This window comes from Cysteiniphilum litorale, from assembly GCF_003428165.1.
Lineage (GTDB): Bacteria > Pseudomonadota > Gammaproteobacteria > Francisellales > Francisellaceae > Caedibacter > Caedibacter litoralis.
In genome coordinates this window covers 1-25,291 of sequence record NZ_QLIQ01000017.1, presented here as the reverse complement: position 1 = coordinate 25,291, position 25,291 = coordinate 1, and the positions used below count along the sequence as shown (strand labels likewise).

20 protein-coding genes are annotated in these 25,291 nt (G+C 39.0%); 14 read left to right on the top strand and 6 right to left on the bottom strand.

Going from position 1 to position 25,291, the window contains the following annotated elements; genetic code table 11:
* The first annotated feature begins 60 nt into the window (after positions 1 to 60).
* Both DNJ75_RS08000 and DNJ75_RS07995 read left to right on the top strand, forming a co-directional pair.
* Complete coding sequence (locus tag DNJ75_RS08000; RefSeq protein WP_117002930.1) at positions 61 to 1,275, top strand: cation:proton antiporter; 1,215 nt, start codon at positions 61 to 63, stop codon at positions 1,273 to 1,275.
* Positions 1,268 to 2,437, top strand: a complete 1,170-nt coding sequence (locus tag DNJ75_RS07995; RefSeq protein WP_117002929.1) for a M20 metallopeptidase family protein — start codon at positions 1,268 to 1,270, stop codon at positions 2,435 to 2,437. Before DNJ75_RS08000 ends, DNJ75_RS07995 begins: the two co-directional genes overlap by 8 nt.
* Before the next feature lie 6 nt (positions 2,438 to 2,443).
* Here DNJ75_RS07995 and DNJ75_RS07990 read toward each other — a convergent pair whose 3' ends face one another.
* Both DNJ75_RS07990 and DNJ75_RS07985 read right to left on the bottom strand, forming a co-directional pair.
* Positions 2,444 to 2,827, bottom strand: coding sequence for a hypothetical protein (locus DNJ75_RS07990; RefSeq protein WP_117002928.1), 384 nt, complete (start codon positions 2,825 to 2,827; stop codon positions 2,444 to 2,446).
* Positions 2,828 to 2,985: 158 nt separating this feature from the next.
* Positions 2,986 to 3,453 carry a hypothetical protein gene (locus DNJ75_RS07985; RefSeq protein WP_117002927.1) on the bottom strand — a complete coding sequence of 156 codons (468 nt, stop codon included), beginning with the start codon at positions 3,451 to 3,453 and terminating at the stop codon, positions 2,986 to 2,988.
* Between the two features lie 276 nt (positions 3,454 to 3,729).
* Between DNJ75_RS07985 and DNJ75_RS07980 the strand changes: the two genes are divergently transcribed.
* The 9 genes from DNJ75_RS07980 (at position 3,730) to DNJ75_RS07940 (ending at position 17,203) form a co-directional block, all read left to right on the top strand.
* On the top strand, positions 3,730 to 4,227 hold the full coding sequence (locus DNJ75_RS07980) for a hypothetical protein (RefSeq protein WP_117002926.1): 498 nt from the start codon (positions 3,730 to 3,732) through the stop codon (positions 4,225 to 4,227).
* A gap of 9 nt (positions 4,228 to 4,236) precedes the next feature.
* On the top strand, positions 4,237 to 5,790 hold the full coding sequence (locus DNJ75_RS07975; RefSeq protein ID WP_117002925.1) for an RHS repeat domain-containing protein: 1,554 nt from the start codon (positions 4,237 to 4,239) through the stop codon (positions 5,788 to 5,790).
* Between the two features lie 106 nt (positions 5,791 to 5,896).
* Positions 5,897 to 9,877, top strand: a complete 3,981-nt coding sequence (locus DNJ75_RS07970) for an RHS repeat domain-containing protein (protein WP_117002924.1) — start codon at positions 5,897 to 5,899, stop codon at positions 9,875 to 9,877.
* Between the two features lie 87 nt (positions 9,878 to 9,964).
* Positions 9,965 to 11,488 carry an RHS repeat domain-containing protein gene (locus DNJ75_RS07965; protein WP_117002923.1) on the top strand — a complete coding sequence of 508 codons (1,524 nt, stop codon included), beginning with the start codon at positions 9,965 to 9,967 and terminating at the stop codon, positions 11,486 to 11,488.
* 17 nt (positions 11,489 to 11,505) lie between these two features.
* Positions 11,506 to 12,900: an alpha/beta hydrolase gene (locus DNJ75_RS07960; protein ID WP_117002922.1), complete on the top strand. Its 1,395-nt coding sequence runs from the start codon at positions 11,506 to 11,508 to the stop codon at positions 12,898 to 12,900.
* Between the two features lie 80 nt (positions 12,901 to 12,980).
* Positions 12,981 to 13,457 carry a hypothetical protein gene (locus DNJ75_RS07955; RefSeq protein ID WP_117002921.1) on the top strand — a complete coding sequence of 159 codons (477 nt, stop codon included), beginning with the start codon at positions 12,981 to 12,983 and terminating at the stop codon, positions 13,455 to 13,457.
* A 26-nt stretch (positions 13,458 to 13,483) separates the two neighbouring features.
* On the top strand, positions 13,484 to 14,947 hold the full coding sequence (locus DNJ75_RS07950; RefSeq protein WP_117002920.1) for a hypothetical protein: 1,464 nt from the start codon (positions 13,484 to 13,486) through the stop codon (positions 14,945 to 14,947).
* Positions 14,948 to 14,981: 34 nt separating this feature from the next.
* Positions 14,982 to 16,382 carry an SGNH/GDSL hydrolase family protein gene (locus DNJ75_RS07945; RefSeq protein ID WP_157968266.1) on the top strand — a complete coding sequence of 467 codons (1,401 nt, stop codon included), beginning with the start codon at positions 14,982 to 14,984 and terminating at the stop codon, positions 16,380 to 16,382.
* Between the two features lie 23 nt (positions 16,383 to 16,405).
* A complete protein-coding gene (locus DNJ75_RS07940) occupies positions 16,406 to 17,203 on the top strand; it encodes an alpha/beta hydrolase (protein WP_117002918.1) in 798 nt (265 codons plus the stop codon).
* Between the two features lie 164 nt (positions 17,204 to 17,367).
* On the opposite strand, the gene DNJ75_RS07935 is transcribed toward DNJ75_RS07940, so the two are convergent.
* The gene (locus DNJ75_RS07935; RefSeq protein ID WP_117002917.1) at positions 17,368 to 17,811 is read right to left on the bottom strand and encodes a hypothetical protein; all 444 of its coding nucleotides are present in this window, start codon (positions 17,809 to 17,811) and stop codon (positions 17,368 to 17,370) included.
* A gap of 42 nt (positions 17,812 to 17,853) precedes the next feature.
* On the bottom strand, positions 17,854 to 18,321 hold the full coding sequence (locus DNJ75_RS07930; protein ID WP_117002916.1) for a hypothetical protein: 468 nt from the start codon (positions 18,319 to 18,321) through the stop codon (positions 17,854 to 17,856).
* 313 nt (positions 18,322 to 18,634) lie between these two features.
* Here DNJ75_RS07930 and DNJ75_RS07925 point away from each other — a divergent pair, with 313 nt between their 5' ends.
* Together DNJ75_RS07925 and DNJ75_RS07920 are read left to right on the top strand one after the other, a co-directional pair.
* Positions 18,635 to 20,251 carry an RHS repeat domain-containing protein gene (locus DNJ75_RS07925; RefSeq protein ID WP_157968265.1) on the top strand — a complete coding sequence of 539 codons (1,617 nt, stop codon included), beginning with the start codon at positions 18,635 to 18,637 and terminating at the stop codon, positions 20,249 to 20,251.
* Between the two features lie 84 nt (positions 20,252 to 20,335).
* Positions 20,336 to 22,045, top strand: coding sequence for an RHS repeat domain-containing protein (locus tag DNJ75_RS07920; protein ID WP_117002914.1), 1,710 nt, complete (start codon positions 20,336 to 20,338; stop codon positions 22,043 to 22,045).
* A gap of 36 nt (positions 22,046 to 22,081) precedes the next feature.
* Here DNJ75_RS07920 and DNJ75_RS07915 read toward each other — a convergent pair whose 3' ends face one another.
* Positions 22,082 to 22,834, bottom strand: coding sequence for a hypothetical protein (locus DNJ75_RS07915; RefSeq protein ID WP_117002913.1), 753 nt, complete (start codon positions 22,832 to 22,834; stop codon positions 22,082 to 22,084).
* Positions 22,835 to 23,121: 287 nt separating this feature from the next.
* On the opposite strand from DNJ75_RS07915, the gene DNJ75_RS07910 reads away from it, so the two are divergent.
* Positions 23,122 to 23,943, top strand: a complete 822-nt coding sequence (locus tag DNJ75_RS07910; RefSeq protein WP_117002912.1) for an mTERF domain-containing protein — start codon at positions 23,122 to 23,124, stop codon at positions 23,941 to 23,943.
* A gap of 22 nt (positions 23,944 to 23,965) precedes the next feature.
* Here the strand turns inward: DNJ75_RS07910 and DNJ75_RS07905 are convergent, their stop codons facing one another.
* On the bottom strand, positions 23,966 to 24,709 hold the full coding sequence (locus DNJ75_RS07905; RefSeq protein ID WP_150468882.1) for an RNA polymerase sigma factor sigma-70 region 4 domain-containing protein: 744 nt from the start codon (positions 24,707 to 24,709) through the stop codon (positions 23,966 to 23,968).
* Positions 24,710 to 25,291: the final 582 nt, after the last annotated feature.

Below are 25,291 nucleotides of genomic sequence, written 5' to 3'. Positions count from 1 at the left end.
AGTAATTACGTAGGGGCGTATTGCATACGCCTTTCAAAACATAATTAACAAGGATTATTCATGCATACGCTTGAGACGCTTAAACACTTATTTACCCTACCGCTAGATAATCCTGTAAGCATTTTTGCCGTTGTTTTAGTGCTCATTCTTGCGGCTAAAGTAATTTGTCATTACAGCAAAATACCGAGCATTATCGGGCTGATTATCACCGGTATTATCGTCGGCCCCCATGCCTTAAATATTTTAGATCAAAACCTTGCGGTAACGATTTTTGCTACCACGGGGCTCCTTTATATTATGTTTCTAGCAGGTCTTGAGCTTGAGATGAAGGAGTTTAAACTACATAAACGCAAAAGCATACTCTTTGGCATACTAACCTTTATTATCCCTTTTACTATAGGTTTTCCCGTTTTTCATTATGGCTTTGGTTTTCAAGCCAATGCAGCAATCCTTGTTGCGATTATGTTTTCAACTCACACTTTAATCGCTTACCCGATGGTCAGTAAAAAAGGACACGCCAAACGCCAAGCAGTTGCCATTGCCGTGGGCGGCACCATTATTACCGATACAGTAGTGCTACTTATTCTGGCATTGGTTACCGGACTGCATCAAGAAGGTAGCAGTATGATAATGCTAATAAGTCTTGTCATTGGTTTTATCCTTTTTAGTTTGATTGCCTTTATTGTTATCCCCTATATTGCTAAGGGATTTTTTTATCTCTTTGCGCGCAAGAAAAGTCTGCACTACACCTTTGTGCTATTAGTCGTTTTTCTGTTGGCATTACTTGCTGAGATCATCGGGGTTGATGCGATTATTGGCGCGTTTTTTGCAGGTCTATCCTTAAATCGTTTTGTTGCCAAAAAGAAAAAATTAAAGGCCGAAATTCATTTTATTGGTGATACTTTGTTTATTCCAGTTTTTCTGATTAGCGTTGGTATGATTGTGAACTTATATGTGCTTGTTGATATTCATCATGTCTTAGGTATCGCGATTACTTTAATCATTGTTGCGCTTTTAAGTAAATGGCTTGCCGCTAAATTTACCCAGCTTACACTTAAACTATCACCTCTTGATGGTCGTTTAATCTTTGGCTTAAGTAGCGCGCACGCTGCTACAACTTTAGCGATTATTTTGGTCGGCTATAAAACAGGTATTTTAAGTAATGCGATTTTAAACAGTACCATTTTGCTGATTTTAATCAGCTGCTTAACTGCCTCATTGGTTACAGCAAACACACTTAAACATTTGTCAAAAAAGGAGACTCTCAATGCCTAATACCATTGACGACTTAACGATTGATCAAAACTATTTACGCGAAGTGCGTGAGCATATTCACCGCCACCCCGAACTTGGCTTTGATGTTGAAAATACTGCCGATTTTATCGCGGGCAAACTACAGACGCTTGGATTAACGATTAAGCGCAATATTGGCAAAACAGGACTTATTGCTGATTTGATTGTCAACCCTGATTACCCGATGATTGCACTGCGCGCTGACATGGATGCGTTACCCATACACGAGCAAAACACGTGTGATTATAAGTCAACCATCGATGGCAAAGCACATATGTGCGGGCATGATGCGCATTGTGCAATGGTGCTCACCACAGCGCATACATTGGTTACTCAAAAAGCTCAATTAAAAATTAATGTACGCTTCTTATTTCAACCTTCTGAAGAGGTTTTACCCGGTGGCGCACTGGCAATGATCAAAGATGGTGCATTAGCAGGTGTTAGCGCTATTTATGGTATCCATGTCTTACCCTCGATTGATGAAGGGAAAATGCAAATTTGCCAACCTGTCGCCTTAGCCGGTGTTGATCTATTTGATCTTACCTTTATCGGTAAAGGTGGGCATGCGAGCACGCCATACACGACCAATGATCCGATGATTATGGCAACGCAATTTGTCAACGCTGTGCAAACGATTGCCTCAAGAAACCTTTCAAGCTTTGACCCTGCAGTGCTTTCTATCACCGCACTTAATATTGGCAGTGCTTATAATGTGATTGCCGATAAGGCTAAACTTAAGGGCTGTATTCGTTATCTTAGCCAAGCTGCGCGCGAGCTCGTTAAAAAGCGCTTATATGAAATTGCCAATGGCATTGCCGCTACTTATGCTGGATCGGTTGATATCGATTATCTGCCTGGTTATCCTGAAACGCAAAATGATGCCAACTGCGCACAAAAATCCATTGCCGCAGCAAATCATGTGGTCGGTGAGAAAAACACGCTACTATCTCATATCCCATGGATGGCATCAGAGGACTTCTCCTACTTTGCCAAAGAGATTCCAGCATGTTATGCATTTTTAGGCGTGCGTAATGAAACTTTAGGCTTCACCTCGATGGTGCATGAACCAACCTTTGACTTATCTGTGAATGCCATGATCTATGGTGTGAAGTATTACTTAGCGCTATGCTTAGGCTATCAGTAAAGGAAGTTACACACTTTGCGTCTTATTAAACCAACGCACGGCTTTTGGCTGATACAAAATATAAAATGCGGCAATGATTAAAATAATTTCAATAAACACTAACCAAAAATTAAGCGGGTGACTGGCGTGCTCTGGCAAATAAAAGATTAAAAATGCATACCAGATAATCGCAAGGATTATATAAATCCATTTTGCCGCTTTAACCCCCAGACTAATTACAAATGCGACTGCAATGAGCACAATGTAAGCAACCACGTCAAGCCAAACATGCTCCATTGGCACCATAACTAAAGTCGAGGATGTCATTAAATCCAACAGCCCCAGAATACTCACACCATAGAGCATCCAAATGGCTGCATACACACGTTTTGGTCTAATTACTTTATTCATAAATTTAAGCTCCTTTTAAATGTTGATTATCGGAATATCGTTGTAATTTAATTCCCACCCAAAGTGTAGCCTAAAAACCTGATCTTTGGCTAGTTGGTTTGTGTTAATATCTGGGATTTTTTGCAATACTGCTCGTGCATTATTTTAAAACAGTGATATCAACACTGCCAAGGTAAGGTGCACTTTAAAATAGTGATTGTATTAATATCTTTAATATCTAGCGCATAGCGTAGTTTATCAAAATAGACCTTGGTTGGAGTTGCTACGATGCCATGCTCTGTCGAGAAAAAAGTTCGCCAACGGGTTCCAATTTTTTTATGCTCCAAAGTAATCACTATTTTATCTATATTAGGCGCAATAATTTCCCAAGAAGCTCTTTTATTACCATTTAAACAAGACCTACTATCACGATCTTCAAACACTGATGTCTTCGCAGCATTCATTGGAATAGTTAGATGTGCTGGATCAACATAAGACACACATTTTGAATAGGCATGCCCTTTTAGATAATTCACATTGACATCACCTCCAGCATTATTCTGAAAAGTAACAAGATGCGAGGATGCGGCAAAAGCGTGACTGCTAATGATTAGAAAAAGTACTGGGGTTAACTGTTTTAGTTTCATATATCTCCTTGTGGCTAAATTTAAGTTTGGTGTGACCACGGCTTTTTATTCTTAACCATGACCACAACGTGAATGTACCACTAAGCACTTTGCCCCCACAAGCAACCACAGGTCACTTTATTAACTCGATTGATCACTCCTAAAGCTCTAAAATCAATCACAAAGAACCTTAAGTTACTGGTGCATATGTATTATCTCGTTATGATACCCCTATGCTTTAGCCTAATAAGAGCATTAACAAGTTTAATATTTTTCATAAACCCAAGGAGTTTTTATATGCGAACCATTAAATTATGCATCACACTGGGACTGCTAAGCAGCATGAGTGCTTTTGCCTCCGGCTCACATCCTGTTACTTTTCAAAATAATGCCAATGACACACAGCTATCAGTCAACTACATTACCGGACATAAATATTCTAAATGTGTGTCGTATGTGAGACCGCACACGCTTAATATCAATCCACAAGATGCTGAGCTTTCTATTTTTATGGACAAAGATTCTAGAACCTGCAATAGCGCTAATAAACGTGCTTCTTGGGTATTAAAAACCGCAGATGGCAGTTCTACCATCCTCACTTTTAAACATGAGCCTGTGCAAGATGGCAGAGCATATACAACATACAATGACATAATCGTTGTAGATGGTAATAAAATAGCAGAAACAGATATTTTAAACGATTTTTCAACCGATTTTCCCGTATCTTATAACTTTGGCAGCCACTACCGATTAGTGTTCGATAGTTTCAGGAAGGTAAGGCTAGTGAGTAGATAAGGACATACCATGCGAAACTTTTGCCACATAGGATTGAGCTATTTTAGTTTAGTGCCTTTAGTATTGCTTTACACTTACGGGCACGCATATGCCACGTTAAATTATCCCAGTAACCCAGACCAATTGCGTAGCATCATTGAAGATGGCGTTGTTAAAACCATTCAATATGATCAAAATGGTAATATCTCGTTCGATGATCAAGCCAACCACCTAACATACGACAGCGATGACGAGCTAATAAAAGTATTGCAAACCAATGGTAATACTATCGAGTACCGCTATGATGCACTGAATCAGCAAATGGCAGAGTCCTTCAATCAAAGTGAACCACTTTATCATTTTTATCAGGATCGACGAATTCTGGATGACGTGCAAGTTAACGATATCACGCATTATTTTGAACATGGGCAGTTGTCTGTTACAAACAATCAAATAAAAGCCTCATATTACTTACAGAATAATTTTGGTAGCGTTGTTACTCTTATTGATCAATCCCAGCAACTTGCTCACTTCTATCGCTATTTACCCTTTGGTTACCAAAGTGACATGAAGCCAGATAGCGCAACATTTGATGTATTTGACTTAGCTGACTCAAGTAAGGGCTACAATGATATGCTTACAGATCAGGTTACTGGCAATCAGTTTTTAGGAAGTGGTTATCGCAGCTACAGCCCAAGACTGCGTTTATTTCTGAAATACGATAGTTTATCGCCATTTGATCAAGGGGGCATTAATGGCTATGCCTACAGTGATAATAACCCCATTATGGCATTTGATCCCTCAGGACATATGAGTAAATGGCAAAAAATTGATATGGGCATTGGTCTTGGGCTAACTGCTATTGCTTCTGCCTTAGCGATTATGGCAACAGGCGGTGCAGCAACCCCCGCTGTTGTTGCTGGCTATACCAGCACATTATCGGCTGCATCGATTGGTGTTGCAGTCACCACTCCAGTTATTGCAGACTCTATCGCGGATGCTGGAACCGGCAAAAACTGGACGCATCAAATGCGCTCTACCGGTTGGAAAAATGTGGTCGTTGGTCTTGGCACTCTTGCCGCAGGAGAAGCGGCAGGATACGGCATTGGTCAGGTTACTTCAAATATGGCTGCACATGTGATAGCTAAGTCTGCAGCAAGCGCTATCGCTCAAGAGAGCCTAAGCATCGCCACCGGATTACAAAAAGGGGTTAATTTACAGAATTTTGGCATAAACTTTGCAGCAAATGCTATCATTCACACCGGAATCCATGCCTCCATGCCAAGGGAAATAGTCATCCCTAGATACAACGGAAAATCGCTTAATTTCGATTCCATGCCAACCTTTGAGGAGGCACTAGCAACAACACCAATACCTGAGAATGGCTTAGCAGAACTTAATGATAATTTTAATATTTCGAAAAATAGTGGAAAGGAACCCCTTGCGGCAAGGAAAAATTTTTATAGAGCTAATATCGATAAATTTAGTAATGCTCATGGATTGACGAGTTTTGAGAATATGTTTTCTTTTAATGGTACAGACGAAAACTTTAAGGCTGTAGCTAATTGGGCTGGGGTATTCTAGCACTTAAGACAACATCAAATGTAACGTCAAGTCACTTCAAAGTTTCCGTTGCTTTGTTAAATTAGAATAGCTTTTTGACTAACCACCACTTACATCAAGGAAAATTATGAAAGATAGACACACCTTCAAACTAAAAAAAATCAGCTGCTTATTATTAAGCACCTTACTGAGCTCACCCATTTATGCAAATGTTAGCACAGATCATAGTAGCATCGTCACTGCACCTGATACAGGATCTTTAGAAACTCCTCAGGCCACTAATGATCTAGCTGAATCAAACACTACCACAACAAAAGCATCTAATCATGCCGAGCTTAACTTAACAGCTACCGCTATCAACAGTGATATTGTCTCCAACGCCTACAACTTAAAAAGCATGGGCGGATTTGAGGTTGACCCACGCACCGGCAGCCTTGGTGTTTCATTCAAAGTCGGTTCTTTATGGGCAAACGCACTACAAGGTGGGCAAGTTGATTTAAGTATTGAATACACAGGGTCAAATGCCTTTAGTGCCTATCCTGTAGCGCCTAGTTGGAGCTTTAGTTTACCTTATGTCGATATGCAAACAGCAACTTTCTTGCTCCCTGGTGGCGGACGTTATCGCATGCTTCCAGGTAATCAACTGCAGTATGCTAAACTCCAAGGTTCTCAATTTGCCTTCCAACAAGCTAAAGATGGCAGTTATCGTTTTACCGATGCCAGTGGGAATGTCAGCTATTTTAACCAAAAGGGCTATATTGTTAAGACAGTCAGCGCCTTAGGCTACTCCACCAATTATAGTTATCAAGGAAACCAACTTATTGCCATAACTGACGGTGATGAGAATAGCAAAAATGTGCGCAGAATCAAAATAAACTATCAAACAAGCACCGTGAACATACAATCGCTAGGCATCGATGGCACACCTAGAAATGTGACGCTTAATATTCAAGGAAAGCAACTTATATCCGTGACAACGCCTATAGATGATGGCGAGCAAGCCACAACCATTATCGGCTATAATCCGTTAGGTTTTGTTAGTGATTTGACACTGCCTACTGGTGCAACGTTTCATGTTGATTACAACGCCTCCCTTAAAACCCTAACAGGACAGGCAATCCCTGTTGTTTCTAAGCAAATCATTCGCTCAAACACCCAATATCCAAGCTGGATGTCAAATGGTCAAACCATGATGGAGCCCGCACAAGTTATCGAATACAGTTACGACCCAAGCGGACATAACTATCTTGGGTTTGGCTCAGGGGCAAAACCATCAAGCCATGAAGATCCAATGCTGGTCAATGTTAAAAGTGGTTATACCTATCAATCAAGTCAGACAATAAAGGATGACAATGGCAACACGCGAACCACGACAACAACTTATGACCATTTTCATCGCCCGATAAAAGCCGAAATCTATGCGAATGGACAACTCATTAAGAAAACCTCACAGACTTATGAGCAAAGTAGCAATGGATACTTCAGTGGACTTAGCGCTGGCTACTTACAGCCTATTGCAATGCAAGAACAAAGCTTTGGTATCAATGGTCAAGGCGGACAAGCAGGTGCCACTTTATACAGCTACGCAGGCTTTGATCAAAATACTGGACTCATGAATTTTAAGATTGATCAAAATAGCATTCGTACCGATTATCAGTATTATCCTGCCAGTGTTGCTGGTCCTTTTGACCATATTGTTTCAAGTGAAACGACAACACCTGCAACCATCCAGGGTATGATAACCCCTGATGCCATCACAACCAATTATCCAATTGCCAATATTAATCGTGAAAATGGCGCTCAAAGCTATAGCAGCTCTTATGTCAGTGGCAAAGAAATTCATACTGCGACTACTAACAGCCACGCCCTACTATCTGCTAGTCAGCCATTATTAAGTGTGCAAAAAACGGTGTCTAGTAGTGATCCAACAGCAGTTGACTTTGGATTGACTACAGCCGAAACCGTTACAACTTCAACAAATTTAAACACGTTATACAAGATAAAAAGCTTCAATGATGACAATAACTCAGCTGCCACCATGACGACAAGTTACCATCAAGACAATAGCACACCATTTGCACCCATTACTGTTCAAGAAGCTATTACTAATGGCAAAGAGCACGTTCAGGGTAAAACAAAAACAATTAGCGCCTATACAGGACAAATGATTAGCGAATCAGATGCTTATGGCAATGTTATGACCTACAAGTATGACCTACTTGGGCGAGTGACCCAAAGCATCGCCTTTGCTAATCGCGCCAATCCAATCATTAATAACTATGAGTACCATATTGATCCAACACGCGGGCTTTTATCTGTGAAGCAAACCAATGCTGCCACTGGTGATATTGACTTTGTATATTACGATAGTTTAGGTCGTGAGATTGCACGCGCTGGCAGTGATACTAATCACAGCACGACAAATTATGCAACGGATTTGCCCGCAGGTATTCGCCCGCTTGCATCGCAACACTATGATGCACTTGGGCAAATAAGCGATAAAACCAGTTATATCGACCAAAACAAAACGTTAACCACTTATTATCACTATGATGTCGCAGGTAATAATGATCTGACCATCAACCCCGACGGCAGTGCTGATTATTCTATCAACGACCGCATCCGTAATCGTAGCATCAGCCTTAAGCTTTACAGCAATGGTCAAGTGATTGACGCACCAAATAGTCCTTGCCATAACGCCATGGGGCAACCTACTGGATGCCAAGCTGACTTAATTAATGTTAGTGAACAAAATGTCGTTGCAACAAAAGTAAACAACCAAACACAATCTCTGTTTTTAGGCAAACACAGCTATGTCATTTTAACTAAATCTGATGCGCAATTTGATAATGGCAAAGCACTTTATAATGCACAAACCAAAACACAGCTACTGAATGCACTAAGCGCGCTTGGCAACGGCAATACGCCAAATGCAAATACCTTATCAACCACGATAGATAGCATTATTGCGCAAAATGAAACCTATAAAACTACTATAGAGAGCTATGATGGTCTAGGACGCACTGCGAACACTACAGATGAACATGGCAACAAAACGACGTATCACTACAATAATAAAGGAGAGGTGACTCAAAAAGATCAACAAGCCACACAAAGTAGTCTTGTTTATCAATATGATCCCCTTTATGGCAAGATAACCAATCTTTCAGTCATTGATCATGCGAATAATGATGTCACCTATCTCCTAGGATCACGTCAATATAATGCATTAGGGCAATTGATTAGCGAAACCGTCCAAGGTGCTACAACCACTTATACCTACAACCCGCAAGGTGATCTGCTGACCAAAACAACAGCAAAAGGTGATGTTTTTAACTATAGCTATAATGAACTGGGTTCACTGATTACAATTACTCGACCCGATAAAACAATCAACTATCGCTATGATAACCCAGCGATTCCAACACAAGTCACTGAAGTCTCGGATGAGAATAGCAAAATCAATTACAGCTACTATCCTGATGGCTCGGTTTATCAAACAACAACGACATTAGATAATTTGATCCCCGTTACCTATACGGAAGTGCTTAATAACTATGGGGTATTGACACAAACAGCGGATTCGCTGGCGCATACAACCACTGATTATGAATACGATCATCTTGGTAGGGTTATTGCCAAAACCAACAGCTTAGCAGGCAAAACCACCTATCGCTATGATGATCGCGGGCAAATAGTTGAATCACGTAATGCAGTGTTGATCAAACGCTATGAGTACAACGGACATAATGGCTTACCGCAGCTGTCTTACTTCAGTCAAGTGACACCCGATAACAGTGTGCATTATGATTATACAATGACCTATAATGATGATGGCAATATCATCAAAACCATCACACCACATACGATTAATCAATATCAATATGACAAAGATACCCAGCAACTATTGGCGTTTGACTGTCAAGAAAAAGATGCCGCATCAACTGATACGTTCTACTGCCCTGCGGATAGCCATAGTGATATTGTTAACCATGCCAGCTATCGCTACAACAAAGCGTTAAACCGACTTGATTTAGTCACAACCCAAGGTCATGATGCAAATAACAAGCCCATTGAGCATAAAACCGAATATGTCTATGGTGCATAACAACAAAAATAACCTGTGGTTACTTTAAAGAATGCTTAATACTGTTACTGTGTTGGATGTATTAATTAATCGGGAAGGATAGCTTATATGGAACACGCAGCAGATATGAACACACAGAAGTTTAGCATATTACTCATCGGAGTAGCGCTAAGCATCCCTTTTGTTGCCAAGGCAACACATCCAACACAATTAACTCATATCATTGAAGATGGTGTAAGCAACATGCTCAACTATGATCAAGGTGGGAATTTACTACTTGATGATCAAGCCACGCAATTTAGCTATAACAGCAACAATGAATTGATCAAATCAATCCAGTCTAATGGCAAAATAATCCATTATCGCTACGATGCTAAAGGGCAACAAATTGCGCAAACACTTCAACATCAAAGTCCTGTTTACCATTATTATGCCAATAATAAATTTATTGGTAGTCAGCAGCATCATTTGCTTAAATTCTACTTTGATGGAGGGGAGTTTAAATTAAGCCGTCAAAGTAACATGTTGGAGACTCAGCATTACATAAGCGATAATCTAGGCAGCATTATCAGTCATATCAACCCAGATAAAAAGCTCAATCATTATTATCGTTACCTACCCTTTGGTTTCATAAGCGATATCGATAAAAATGATGATTTAATGCATACGCCAGAGTTAGATCAACACTTAAAAGGTTTCAATGGCATATCAATGGATGCAATGACTGGTAATCAATTTTTAGGTAATGGCTATCGCGCGTATAATCCTCGCTTAGGTATTTTTCTGCAATATGACAGTCTATCTCCCTTTAGTGAAGGTGGCATACATGGTTATGCCTATAGTGATAACAATCCGGTTATGGCATTTGATCCTTCAGGGCATATCCCCGATTGGGCAAAACATGTTATCGTTTGGGGCGTTGGCGTTACCACAGCTACAGCGATGGGCATGGCAATCGCTGCTAGTGGCGGGGCATTAGCACCCAGTGCTGCCGTGGCACACCCAATGATAATGGCAGCCATTAGCGGTGCTATCGCTGGGGGCTCTGCTTCCGTTGCTGCACAAGCGACAAATGCCGGCTTAAATAAACAAAATTTTGCCAAACAAATGCGTAATGGCGGTTATGTTGGCGTGGCGATAGGAACAACACTTGGAGCAGCAGGCGGTGCCGTTGGAGGAAGTCAGGCATCGGCATCCATGAAACTTTCCTATGGTGCGATTATGGTTTTCTCTGAACCTGCAATTGAGCAAGGTGTTATGATTGGCGCTGGTTATCAGAGTAAATGGGACTGGGAGAGCTATGCCATTTCAGTTGTTAAAAATGCAGCAAGCATGAGTGTTGGCTATAATATTGATAATCTCAAAGCCTATCGTGTTAGAAATGCTCTTGAGACACGTCTCGCTAAGGCAGATTCTTTCACTAGTCAGACTGATGCAACACACAACTTTATAACATCAGTTAATAATGCTTCTACAGCATCTTCCAAGTTTCCACAAAGGGCTGACTCTCTGTCAACAACGCCTAACAAACAATTCAAGCGCATTAATGGTGACCATAACCTGACTGTAGAAAGCAGTGAAAAACCAGAACAGCAACCACTTCACAAGCCTTTTGGTTTAATTACTGCATAACAAGGTAATATTAATATATGCTAAAACATACCACTTCACTAGCGAGCGGATTATTACTATCATGCTTTACGTTAACATCACTATCAGCAAGTAATAGTTTTAATAGCTCAGACTCACCCATTCACTGGCAAGCCTGCAGCAATCATCAAAATTCAAAGGACTATCTCTGTGCAACGCTGAAGTTACCATTGGAATATAACCAGCCTGAGCTTGGCAATATTGATATTTATCTTACGCTTTACAATCCTTATCATGCGCAAAAGGTTCTATTGTATAACCCAGGAGGCCCTTGGTTGCCAGTCAGTGAATTGGATCTACAACCACTATTTAGCCAACGGCTATTAAAGGACTATGCTATTTTAGGCTTTGATCCGCGTGGTTTCGGACAAAGCACACGGCTTAACTGTCACATCAATGAGCGTATTTATGATCAATTTGCCAAAGTTGAAGCATTACCACAAGCCATCACAGGACTTATTGAATTACGCAATCAAATCTACCTTAGCTGCCAAAAACATGATAACAAGCTTTTCACGCGTATGGGCACAGAGTACACGCTACAAGATCTAGAGAAAATTCGCCAACAGTTAAATCTTGGCAAGATCAACTTTCTTGCACAATCCTATGGTACCTATTTAGCTGAGTATTATTTGGCAAAATACCCACAACATGTTAATAAGCTTGTGCTTGATGGGGTAATGGGCGCTGATCGCAATTTATATGAGGCAAATAAAACTCTGGCTATCGCTGATAAAGAAAGCTTTGATTATGCTTTTGACCTTTGTGCTAAAGACACACACTGTCCTATCTATCCCAATCCATGGATAAGGTTTTACCAAGCATTAACACGTGTAAAATACGGTGAAGTCTATGCCCACAAACACCAAGTGTTAGAAAGCGATTTTTTATATCGCCTCATGGACTTTGTTAATAATGAAAAGGATTATGACAAAATCTATCTACTGATTGACAAGATCATGCAAAAACAGAACATTGATGACCTATTTGATTTTAGTCGCAATGATCAACTTGCCATTCAAGCGGCTTATTCTGCCGTTATTTGTCAGGATTCATATCACCTTAACTTCAATTCATTTCTAGTGTTTTTAAACCAACCAACGTTTGACGCCATTACCAAACATATGGCGATTGATTTCTCATTGCCTTGCACGGGACTTTGGCAAAATTTAATGAAAGCATCAACAAAGCTGAGCTTTACTGATGATACGCCTCAGATACTAATGCTTGCTAATCATTATGATCCACAAACTCCCTATGTCGATGCTAAAGCCATGCATGAGCTTATCCCACACTCGACACTGGTGAGTTATCATGGCGGTGGGCACTGTAGTTATCGCTTGACACAAGACAAATCAATTGATCAAAATGTAGACGATTATCTTCTCAAATAACCTCACGTCACTCTTGAAAAATAAAAACATTAAGTATGATGAGCGTGCGTTAAATCACAGCACACGGAGCTTATACAACCATGTTAAAAAAAACACTTATTTGCAGCAGTTTACTTATTTGCGGCATAGCTAATGCAGGGGAAAATATCACCATCTCACCACCAAGTTATACCGATAATAATGGTGTTGTACGCAGCTTCACCTTTGCCCAGTTAGGGGTCACTGGTATTTATCTTCACAGAACTTGCAAAAGAACCTCGCATTACAATCACAATGATATGAGTCAAATTCTGAGCATCACGAATAGTAATAACTTTAATATTTATGTCCCTGCCTGCAAAAAATATAATGGTTCTCGCGGGAAGACCGTTCAAGTTGAGGTTCGAATTTTTACCAAAACCAACCAATATGGTGTTGCCAAAAGCTATATTAGCAAAAGCAAGTTTCCACAGCAACTTTTGGTTGCTAATCCACAGGATTGTTATAACAGTCTAAATAAAGGGATTGATTCTGCTTATATTGATGCCTGTCAAATCACCGACTTTACAACTAGATAATCTGCATAACTTAAGAGGATCATTTTATGAAATTTAAACTATTGTCATTAGCCTTCATATCAATTTTTGGCGTAGCCAATATAGGTTTAGCTACACAAAACAACAATGTCAATCTCACAGGTATTTCGGTCAGTGATATTAATCAGCAAACTGGGACAACTGTTTATGGTTATACCAATGGCTTACAACAATTTCCCATTTTAGTCACACTGAACTTTGACGGGCAGCCCGATGAAGATACACAACAGCATATCTGGGATCGTATCGGTTTATATATCACTAACGCCCAAGGAGTTGATCAACAAAACCCATATAAATTATCTTTAACACATGATGAACAAGGCGCTAATACGGCATGTCAGCAGGATCTCTTTGCCAAGTTACAAGATGGCAATCTCAATAGCTATACGTGGCGCGAAGGAGTCCCATTTTTAGATGGAAGTTACACAGATGCCAGTGCCAAATTACACATTGATTGGACACCAAACCAATGGCTCAATATTAATAATGGTCAAGGAAGTATGTGTATTACAAGCATCCAAAACCAAAACCTCAAGACAGGAACCTATGAGCATCCAAACAATCAAAATATGATGCTTTTTAGTCGTAATGCTTTAGGTGACAATCCATCTTCCATCAGTCGGATTTTTTATGTACAACTGCGTGCGCAACAACAACTGCCTCAAATGAATATCTATGGCATAGACTTACAAGGTGACGTTCCGGTAAGTACTAGTCAATACGCCATACTAGCAAGTAGCTTGCCCACTAATGATGTGATAAATGGAGCACCTTGCTTCACTCAGACCAGTTTGCCACTGCCACAAAATAAAGACGATTCTCTTGACTTACATATCGCGCTTGGCTATCAAATTATGCATAACAATATGCTAAGCTCCGGACATATTTTATATGCTCGAGTGAATAAGAACACCTCTGGAGAAACCGTTTCGACCCTGCAATTTGGTATGTATGGTTGTCAAGAGCCGTTTACCGCATCGCAAACCCAAAATATTGGAACCAATGCCAATGGCGCTAATCTGACAGATCCGAATAACTATAATTACTTTGATTATGATAACACTGGCATTTATACTAAATGTCCACTGGGTGATAATCAATGTCAAGGGGATAACCGATCCAAACTCATCACTTATATTAAGGCAGCTAACTTTGCCTGCAGCAATGTGCTGATCCACCCTACCATGGACCAGTTTACACAAGCCTATTTTAATCGTTCTGATTCTGATGATGCAAAACAAGGGGCTTCGAGTGTTGGGCTTGATGTTGGCGGCAATGATAAGCTTGTTTATCTTGGCTGGGCTCGTCCTGAGAACTATCCTGGTGACGTACAAATGTTTATTTATGATGATTTTGGTAATTTTAAATCGATCAATACTAGCGCTCCTATAAGCTTAAGCAAAACAGGCGATCTGTATTACAACCAGCTAAATGGCAACACCAGCATGCAACAATGCACCATACATTAATTTTATATCACCGCTAACAAGAAAGGAGTCTATAGTGAAAAAAATAGCGCTTTTATTCGCTTTATCTTATATCAACCATCTTTATGCAGATGCCAGATCAACACTGACATTTGAGAATAACTGTGCTGAGTCCGTGCAGTTTAGCATCAATGCCGACGAGGCGGGTCAAAGCTATACGGTTGAGCTTAACCCAAATCAATATGTTTTTGCTGGGAGTTATGTCAATACCAATACACTTGAACACACCACCTCAAACATCCAAATTCAATTTAATAGTTTGAAACATAACGGGCGTGTTAGCTACTTGTTAAACAATGGTTTCACAAATAATACAGCCACATTTACCAAGGCAGATGGCGATATAGAAATTGAGCATATGCCACTTAGCAAAGACTACAGCTACTCATGGCATAGCTATACGCTTTCTGGCAAACAAGAGATTCCAAGCTTTACTGTATCTGCTTGCAAACAAACATATGATATCTCAAAGAGTGATATAGCAGATATTCAGCGTATAGTTATCTTTGGCGATAGCATTAGTGATCAAGGAAATCTATATCACTACTCCGCTGGCATGATTCCTAAATCCACACCTTATTATCGCGGTATGTTTTCAAATGGCGCACCGTGGTCAGTACTACTTAAAAATACACTTAAAGCCATTAATATCGAAGTAAGCAATTATGCCGTCGGTGGCGCTACCGTTGTTTTTGAACCAGAATGGACAAGCTTGGGACTGCCTTATAATCTTGACGCTGAACTTAAAGCCTACCAGCTAGATCAAAAAAACTGGCGCAAAGATGAGCAAAAACTAGCGATATTTTTTATTGGTGCTAATGATTATTTAACAGCCGATAAATCCTTATCTGACAGCGACATACAGCAAATCAGTCACAAAGTTACCGATAAAATTATCAATGCTATTAATGAGGCTAATGCAGCAAATACCTTAATTATTGGACTTCCTGATTTATCCTTTACCCCCGAATCGCATGAGCGTAACAATGAAATAATACTTTCAAAGCTAACTAAAGCACATAACTCTCAGCTACAGCGATTTGCCTCAAGTAATGCTCATATCAAATTTATTGATATCGATCAGATGTTTTCTTTATTACTAAACGATCCTCAAAAATTTAACGCTCAATTTAATACAGTCATTGATCCTGAAAATAATGCTTTATCCTGCTGGCAAGGTGGTTATTTTAAGTATCGTTATCTAACGACAATAACAGATCAGCATCTTCAGCTTCCTTATCAAGGTAAGTTTTCTAGAGATGCAAAAGCAAATTTTTTAGTAGATGACTCAGGTAGTTTATGCGCTGATCCACAGCATTATATTTTCTGGGATCACGTCCACCCCACTTATCAAATTCAAAAAGCGATTTATCAATATATACTTAACGATTTGAACATTATAAATAAGCATAGATAACAAACAAAACTAAGGAAAACCTGATGTCTACTCCCAGCGTTCAACAACTACGAGAAAGATTACAAAATATTAGCATGAACTCCCCCGTTTATCCTTTTACAGGAGAAATTACCAATGCATTTAATCTGGATAAACAATTCGTAAATATGAATGCACGACTTTATCAACCTGAAGGTTTACTAAAAGAGACAACCTTAGTATTTTTTCATGGTGGAGGCTTTGTTGCAGGCAGCATTGACTCACATGATAATTTATGCCGCATGCTTTCACAAAAAGTCGGGTGTAAAGTGCTTTCAATAGAATATCCTTTAGCACCTGAGCATAAAAGTGACATGGTTATCAACTCATGTTACAAAGCACTATGTTTTATTCACCGATATGAAAGCAAGCTAGCAGTAATTGGGGATAGCGCGGGAGCAAATATTGCAACCGTATGCGCATTATTAGATAAAGAGGTAAATCAACTGGAACTTCAAGCACAAATATTAATTAATCCAATCATTGACATGGTTAATCCCGGAAAATATCTAAATTTTCGCGATGCTTATATTCATGACCCTAATGATTTGAAGAATACATTATACTCTCCTTTGTATGCACAGCTTGAGAACATGCCGACAAGCATTATTGTGCTAAACAACGAGGATTCTCTTTTTGAGCAAGGTCAACTGTATAGTGAGAAACTGCAACTTGCTAAGGTGCCAGTGATCGCCAAAGCATTTAATGGTGGACACTTAGGATCACATTTAGTGGATTTAGATGAACAAAGCCAAAAACCAATTGCTTGGCTGATAAACACACTACAACATACACTAAATTAACTATTCATTGTTTCTTAACGCATTCGCTATTGCTAAAATATCAATCACTCAAAAGGGCGTAAAATTCAATGGTATAAATGCTACACAATAGCTTATGGGCGGTATCTAGCGCACTCCCCTACGCTCATCCACGCTGCCATCACGAGCCAATGCCTCATGACAAATCAATAAAATACAATATTCTCATTATTATCTACGCGTAGAGCATATTTTCCGCCATTAATTGGCACTGTATCGCCATTATTGACTATATGCCCATTAATCTCTATATAAGTCACCCAATCACCAGTTCGATCATGTCTTAAAGTAACAATAGCAGATGCATCATCTACAGTTCTTATCAGCCAAGAGGCATATTTATCTATACCATTACAGCTTAGATGATCTTTATCTCTAAAGGTAGATGTTTGCACCTGACCTGGGTTCACCATGAGTGTTGGCGGGCGCACATACGAAACACATTTTGAGTATTTATGCCCTGTTAAATACTGGATACTTATCGCTGTATCTTTTCTATCATTATGAAAATTGACGGGGTGCGAACTTGCAGCAAAACCAAAAGCTGCTACCAATAGCATCCCGCCTGTTAATATATGTTTATTCTGCATAACCACTTCTCTGTATGTGTTGTATTTCAAATAATCAAACCTTTACTTTTTTGGGATTACTGTTACATAATTCATGCTATTAATTTTAAGCTGATAATTTCCAAGCGGGATAACATCATTTGCCTTGACCTTTTCTCCATTAACCACAAGAAATTCGTTCCAAGTATAGACATTAAAAATATCTTTGCTACTGGGCTCGCGTTTGAATGTAATAATCGCCTCACCACCCCCTGCCACTTTCAAAATCCATGATGCGCGCTTATTTGCTTTAGAACATGAATTATTATCTCTGTCCTTAAAATTAGATATTTCAGCCCCATCAGGTGCAATCATTAATGCTTGTGGGCTAACATAACTTATACATTTTGAATATTTGTGCCCCGTGATGTAATTTACTGATAACCCAGTATCATTTGTATCATTTTGAAATGTCACAGGATGAAGTGATGATGCAAAACACCCTCCACTTGTGAGTAATGATGCCATAGCACTTAACTGTTTAAATTTCATTAGCAATAGCTCCTTTTGTTTATACAGTTCATATTTATCTACCAAGCCGTCTTTTAAAGCATTAATTTTAATATGATTTTAGATAGTAAGTAGTCAACACACTTTAGTAGATACACTTCTCCCCGAATAGTAACCCTAAGTTATTTTGTGCTTGACTAACGTTTTATTTGGGCAATCACTAAACATAACCGTAGGTCACTCTTTTATTATGTTAGGTACTCATACACTTATCTGCATCAATAAACTATGGAGTAATCAATCAATGGGAATAAGTAACCTCACAAAGCACAAACGTCATCATTTTGGAATAGTGATGTCTACGATATTGCTATCAACATTAGGCAATCAAAGCTATGCACTTCCAACATTTACATCTACCCGCCAAGTCATAGATAAAGCAAATTTATTACATTACGTTATTGAAGATAACGCTGCACAACCCATTCAATATGATCAAAATGGCAATATCATTTTTGATAACAACGAAAATCAGCTTAGTTATGACAGCAATGATAAACTAATTAAAATAACTCAAAAAGATGGTGCTATTATCTACTATCACTATAATGCTGTGGGTCAGCAAATTAAACAAACCGTTAATAATGCAGAAGCACTCTATCATTACTACAACAACGGTGCCATCAATGAAGATCTGCAAAATGGTAATTTAAATTATTACACCGAAGCAGCTTTACTACGCATCACCCCTTCTGGCATACAGAAGCATTTCTATGTTAAAGATAATCTAGGCAGCACCATTAGTCTGATCGATCATCACAATAAATTGCAACACTATTATCGCTACTTACCCTTTGGTTTTGAAAGTGATGTCTTAGACCATGATCCAAAGTCCTTTGATGTATTTGATTTAGACAGCTCAAGTAAAACTTATAACGGTATATTGAGTGATCACACTTCAGGTTTGCAATTTTTAGGGAATGGCTATCGCGCCTATAACCCACAGTTACGTCAGTTTATGCAGCAAGATAGTCTGTCACCCTTTGACGCAGGCGGTATCAATGGCTATACCTATAGCGACAACAACCCAATTATGGCGTTTGACCCTTCAGGGCATAGCAGTGTATGGCAGAAGATTTGGGGTCACGGCGGCTCAACTATATTTAGCACGATTGCACCGATCGCACTAATGCCTTTAGCAGGACCATTAGCATTTGTCATCCCTTCGGTTGCCTTTGGTGCAGCCGCAGCCTCCATTGCCGCAGATTCCATTAACAATGCAACCTATCATCAAAACTGGCAACAACAGATGAAATCAACCGGTTGGAAAAATGCCGTGATTGCTGCAGGAAGTGCCGAAGCTACTGGTATTGTCAGTAGTGGTACAGGTGCCTTACTGAGTCCTGCTATTGCCGGAACTACTGGCGCTGTTATCGCCTCAGCTGCTGCAGGTGCTATCACACAGGCAGGTACATCTCAAAGTTTAGCTATGGCGTTAGGCACGCAACAAGGCTTTAATATTGAAAGCTTTGTGACAAATGCTGCGATTGGCACTGCAATTGGCATAGCAGCAGGAATTATACAAACTACCCCAAAGAAAATTATTGTTAAACCTGATGGAAAAACCCCACAATTAGAAGGTTTATATGTACGAACTCCTGCCAGTGGTGAAACTCCATTAAATAATTATATTGAATCACTACATAATGACGTCGTCATGTATATGATCGAGCATGGTAATGAACTTACAGCAAGACAAAGATTAGAGAATGAACTACAGACCGTCACAGACAATTATAGACAGTTGGAAGCTATTCATGCAGCTCAAGTAAGCTATTTAGAAGATCAGGTAGCGACGCTACAAGCTAACCAAACTGTACATGCATCGGTAATGCGACTTCAGATCGATGAAATCACTATACTAGAGAATACAATCTTGAGACTAAAACAGCCTTATACACATGGAGTATAGAAATAGCTCTGTATATCAAGCTCATTTTTAAATCGAACATTTTTTACATATATATCCATCATCAATCATTTTACGGATCATTTTATGAAAGATAACTTAATCTCCTTCAGACTTAAAAATGCGATTGTACTTTTCACAATCATGCTTTGCTACTGTAATACGGGTCATGCAAGCACTTTTAATCCTTTAGCTATGCAACTTACCCATGTCATTGATGATAATACAATCATAAATGTCCAACAAGATCAAAATGGCAATATCATTTTTGATAACAATGAGAATCACCTCATCTATGGTAGCAATGATGAGCTGGTTAAAATCATCCAAAAAGATGGTGCTATTATCCACTACCACTATAGTGCTATGGGTCAGCAGATTAAACAAATAGTCAACAACGCCGAGCCTCTTTATCATTACTACAACCACGGTGCCATTAACGGCGATCTACAAAATGGCAATTTAAATTATTACAGCGAAGCAGCTTTACTACGCATTAACCCTTCAGGCATACAAAAACGCTTTTATGTTAAAGATAATCTTGGCAGCACCATTAGTTTGATCGATCATCACAACAAACTGCAACACTATTACCGCTACTTACCGTTTGGCTTTGAAAGTGATGCCTTAGCCCATGATCCAAAACCCTTTGATGTATTTGATTTAGACAGCTCAAGTAAAACTTATAACGGTATATTGAGTGATCACACTTCAGGTTTGCAATTTTTAGGGAATGGCTATCGCGCCTATAACCCACAGTTACGTCAGTTTATGCAGCAAGATAGTCTGTCACCCTTTGACGCAGGCGGTATCAATGGCTATACCTATAGCGACAACAACCCAATTATGGCGTTTGACCCTTCAGGGCATAGCAGTGTATGGCAGAAGATTTGGGGTCACGGCGGTTCTACCATATTTGGCACACTCGCGCCGATTGCATTGATGCCTTTAGCAGGACCTCTAGCATTTGTGATCCCTTCGGCTGCCTTTGGGGCTGTCACAGCCTCCATTGCCACAGACTCTATTAACAATGCAACCTATCATCAAAACTGGCAACAGCAAATGAAATCAACTGGCTGGAAGAATGCTGTGATTGCCGCAGGAAGTGCTGAAGCTACCGGTATTGTCAGTAGTGGTACAGGTGCCTTACTGAGTCCTGCTATTGCCGGAACTACTGGCGCTATTGTTGCTTCAGCTGCGGCAGGTGCTATCACACAAGCAGCTACTTCGCAAGGTTTAGCTATGGCGTTAGGTGCTCAACAAGGCTTTAATACTAACAGCTTTTTGACGAATGCTGCGATTGGCACAGTCACGGGAGCTGCTATGGGTATAGTTCAAACACTGCCTGTCTCGATGATCGGTACGTTTCGATTATCTGAATTTAATAACAATAGCCTAGAATCATTTGATATTGATTTGGGCAGAAATAAACTCACACTTATTGATGAAAATGGCACAGTCCATAACATAACCCGCGAAAATGTTACCCAACTTGATTTAAATGACATTTATAAGAAAATTGCAAATCAATCATCATTTGCTTCTGTTGTAAAAGAAGTCGTAGCTCAATGGGGTATTGCAAATGGCTCTCAAACTCAAAAAGTATGTTATGAAATAAATTTACAAAATAAAACAGTAACTGGTACATTTCATGATACGTGGACAACTAAAAATTCTGCAAACTTAGACATAATTGAGTTAAAGCATCCTGCAGCAGTTCAATACGGCTTCACTGCAAACCTAACCACTGAAACCATTACTTGGCACGCAAGCATCGACAATCATTTCTTTCGATGACAGCTTTTTTCACCATTAACCAACCATCTTCCTATCTCACAAACACGCATATTTAAATGCCAGATTAGATAGACTATTTGGACGCCTTAGATTACTTTTCTTATAGACACCAAAACATAAATCGACAATTTCTTGCGTAAGAAATAGATTCGCAATTTTTTTCAACTCATATAAGTTGCGTTGTTTGTCATACAGTTGAAAATAATCATACAGTGCACCAAAATGCTTTTTTACCGTACTTTCTGAACAAAAAAGTAACTGTGCAATTGCTTTATAATCTAATTGCCACCAAGTGGCATAAATCAAAACTTTAAAAAGCTTGATAGGTAAATTAATGGTGTGAAAATAACGATTATCAACTATGACTACCTCTCTTAAATATTTATCCTTACGAATATCTACTTTAAGCTCAAGATTTAAGGGTTTTGATCGCCCAACCAAGCCACAAATTCGTCCATCAACAATAACAGGCTCCTTTTCTGTGACAACGAGATCAGATTCACCAAAGGGTCCTGGGAAACGTTCTAAATTAAGATATTTAGTCCCACTTTTTAGCACAATATGCTCACCCAATATGCAAAATGCATACAAATTCTGCCAAGCGCTCACTTCAGCAGCCGTCTTTCCTATCAACTGTGCTGCACTTGAGTAGCCTGCTAATTGATAATACGACTGGTTACATGCAATAACTCTCCCATTTAAATCTTTGGCAAATCTGGCAACTCCTGACTCTTTATCCACCATTTCAACATAACTAGTTATTATTTGCTTTAGCTTATTTCCATGCATTTCTATCATCACCCATATATTTATCTCTAAAATTCATCAACTTAATGATAACTTACAGGCTATTTATACTGCTCAACAAATATTTATGACAGAGTAATTTTACTCTTATCAGTGCAAATAACACACTATAAGTGATCTTTTAATTTTTTTTCATTTGCCTATTGCTACCGCTTACTCTAGAATGCCCACTTGCCAATCTTGCTTTAGGCAAAATACGCAAATAATCATGGGAAAATTTAGAATTATGCCCTTATTCAAATAGAACAATAAGTAAGCCCCCATAAGCTATGAGTGTTATTGATGAAATCTACCATACTGTTTACCAACGTCATTATAGAAAATTTTTGTCATTTCAAAAACGTCTACGTCAAGAACTCTATGCAAAGGAAGCTTGGTATAGTCATTTACTACTAGATGGGACAGTCTACAACCTGCCGCTCATGTCAAAAGAAGTATCTGAGATCTGGTATTCCTTTGACGACAAGATCCATGACAAATCCTATGTATACGAACATATGCTGGGATTTGGAAAATATGGTCGTTATACCGATGTTTTAACACAAAAAAACAATGAGCGAATACTGCAATTTGACCGCTACATGCAACAAAACCCGATCATTGGCAGTTATAATATTTTCATTAAGCATAATTTCGATGCATCTATTTCACTACTAGGGGTACTTAGCAATGAATTTATCAACTTAAACTCACCACTGAATCATAACATAGCACATAAGATTATGAATGATTTTGAAGCATTTTTTCACCCCAATAAAAGCTTCTATGAGGCTTGCAATATTAGCGCTGACTTAATAGCCTTGCGTGACACTCCTAGAATATTAGATCGCTTCTTTGCTCAATTTCCTGAAATACAAAGCCTATCAATGACAGATATTTTAATCCTTAAAGCCCTTTATTTTGGTGATATTAATGCCAATGATATTGCTCTAACCCTCAAAAAATCTAGACGTACTATTGAAAATCGATTGGAATACATCCGTGAGTGTCTAGGATGTAGTAACAAATATGAACTCTATCATCTCGTAAAATCCATGCCTGAAATTATTGCCTATGTATTTATTCGCTTAAAACATCTCCATCAACTATAAATCATACAGACATGTATATCGATCAATCAAATATTAACTTAACAGTATAGTTCGGACGTTTGAGTTTGGTGCGTTTGTAGACATCAAAACATATATCAACAACAACCTGATTAATAAATAAGTTAGCAATCCGTTTTAACTCATAAAGATTTCTTTGTTTGTTATACAATACGAAATAGTCATACAACGTGCTAAAGTGCTTTTTCACTGTACTTTCTGAACAAAACAGTAGCTCAGCAATTGCCTTATAATCCAGTTGAAACCAAGTAGCATAAATCAGTACTTTGAACAACTTAAGTGGTAATTCAATCGTATGAAAGTAGCGGTTGCTAATCGTTATAATTTCTCTACCTAGTGGGTTCTTATCTATTGTAATACCCGCATCGCCTAAAAGTGGTTTAGAACGCCCTAATAAACCGCAAACTCTACCTTCAATAAATAATGGCTCCTTCTCTGTGATTACTATGTTTGAACCACCAAATGGCAGCGGAAAATTTTCTATATTAAGGTATTTTGTGCCACTTTTTAAAACAACCATTTCACCCAACAGACAAAACTCATAAATATCACGCCATAACGGCACTTGTGATGCACTTTTCCCCAATAGATCAGATTCTTTCCTAAATCCGGCATAGTGCAGATATGCTTTATTGCAAGCGATCACTCTTCCTTGCATGTCCTTTGCAAATTTTGCTATAAGCTCATCCTTTTCATCAGAATGGACATAGCTACTTATCACACCATAAGACTCACTGTTATACATCATAGGCAACATCAGAAGATTTGTTAATATAAACTTGCACTAATGATCACCTTTTATAGTTATTAATTCAAGCAGTTTTGATCTTTATTCTATGTGTTTTACGGCTTGATCTTACCTCAAAATAAGTCACGTGCAAGAACGTGCTTAATATCTTTCTCAGTAACGCCCAAGATTTTAATACCGTTGGTTTGTGCAGCACCAAGTATGTGCCATTGTATCAATCATTATTGCTTTATACGTAACGCGTTGCCTGTAACTTTATGGTCGTTGTTACTTTTTCACATGCCTCACTAGACTGTTTAGAATGAAAAGGCTGCTAATCACAAAGGCATAGACTGCTAAAACTGCCAAAACAGTAAACTGCCCATTAGGAAACCTTCCTAATTTGATATGCAAAAATAATTGCGCAAATGCAACATCCATACCAAAAAGAATGATGGGGGAAGCTAAGATAAGATTAGGACTTACGCATTGATGGATGGCATGAATTTTGGTAGTAGCGATTCCATCGATGGTGCGAACTCAGTCACAAACTTAGCAATGACACTTTTAAATAACTCTCTGGATAACTCATAGCAGTTTTTC

Excerpts from the sequence above, each read along its gene's own strand:
- DNJ75_RS08000 (WP_117002930.1), top strand. The coding sequence starts at position 61 with ATGCATACGCTTGAGACGCTTAAACACTTATTTACCCTACCGCTAGAT.
- DNJ75_RS07995 (WP_117002929.1), top strand. The coding sequence starts at position 1,268 with ATGCCTAATACCATTGACGACTTAACGATTGATCAAAACTATTTACGC.
- DNJ75_RS07990 (WP_117002928.1), bottom strand. The coding sequence starts at position 2,827 with ATGAATAAAGTAATTAGACCAAAACGTGTGTATGCAGCCATTTGGATG.
- DNJ75_RS07985 (WP_117002927.1), bottom strand. The coding sequence starts at position 3,453 with ATGAAACTAAAACAGTTAACCCCAGTACTTTTTCTAATCATTAGCAGT.
- DNJ75_RS07980 (WP_117002926.1), top strand. The coding sequence starts at position 3,730 with ATGCGAACCATTAAATTATGCATCACACTGGGACTGCTAAGCAGCATG.
- DNJ75_RS07975 (WP_117002925.1), top strand. The coding sequence starts at position 4,237 with ATGCGAAACTTTTGCCACATAGGATTGAGCTATTTTAGTTTAGTGCCT.
- DNJ75_RS07970 (WP_117002924.1), top strand. The coding sequence starts at position 5,897 with ATGAAAGATAGACACACCTTCAAACTAAAAAAAATCAGCTGCTTATTA.
- DNJ75_RS07965 (WP_117002923.1), top strand. The coding sequence starts at position 9,965 with ATGGAACACGCAGCAGATATGAACACACAGAAGTTTAGCATATTACTC.
- DNJ75_RS07960 (WP_117002922.1), top strand. The coding sequence starts at position 11,506 with ATGCTAAAACATACCACTTCACTAGCGAGCGGATTATTACTATCATGC.
- DNJ75_RS07955 (WP_117002921.1), top strand. The coding sequence starts at position 12,981 with ATGTTAAAAAAAACACTTATTTGCAGCAGTTTACTTATTTGCGGCATA.
- DNJ75_RS07950 (WP_117002920.1), top strand. The coding sequence starts at position 13,484 with ATGAAATTTAAACTATTGTCATTAGCCTTCATATCAATTTTTGGCGTA.
- DNJ75_RS07940 (WP_117002918.1), top strand. The coding sequence starts at position 16,406 with ATGTCTACTCCCAGCGTTCAACAACTACGAGAAAGATTACAAAATATT.
- DNJ75_RS07935 (WP_117002917.1), bottom strand. The coding sequence starts at position 17,811 with ATGCAGAATAAACATATATTAACAGGCGGGATGCTATTGGTAGCAGCT.
- DNJ75_RS07930 (WP_117002916.1), bottom strand. The coding sequence starts at position 18,321 with ATGAAATTTAAACAGTTAAGTGCTATGGCATCATTACTCACAAGTGGA.
- DNJ75_RS07925 (WP_157968265.1), top strand. The coding sequence starts at position 18,635 with ATGTCTACGATATTGCTATCAACATTAGGCAATCAAAGCTATGCACTT.
- DNJ75_RS07920 (WP_117002914.1), top strand. The coding sequence starts at position 20,336 with ATGAAAGATAACTTAATCTCCTTCAGACTTAAAAATGCGATTGTACTT.
- DNJ75_RS07915 (WP_117002913.1), bottom strand. The coding sequence starts at position 22,834 with ATGCATGGAAATAAGCTAAAGCAAATAATAACTAGTTATGTTGAAATG.
- DNJ75_RS07910 (WP_117002912.1), top strand. The coding sequence starts at position 23,122 with ATGAGTGTTATTGATGAAATCTACCATACTGTTTACCAACGTCATTAT.
- DNJ75_RS07905 (WP_150468882.1), bottom strand. The coding sequence starts at position 24,709 with ATGATGTATAACAGTGAGTCTTATGGTGTGATAAGTAGCTATGTCCAT.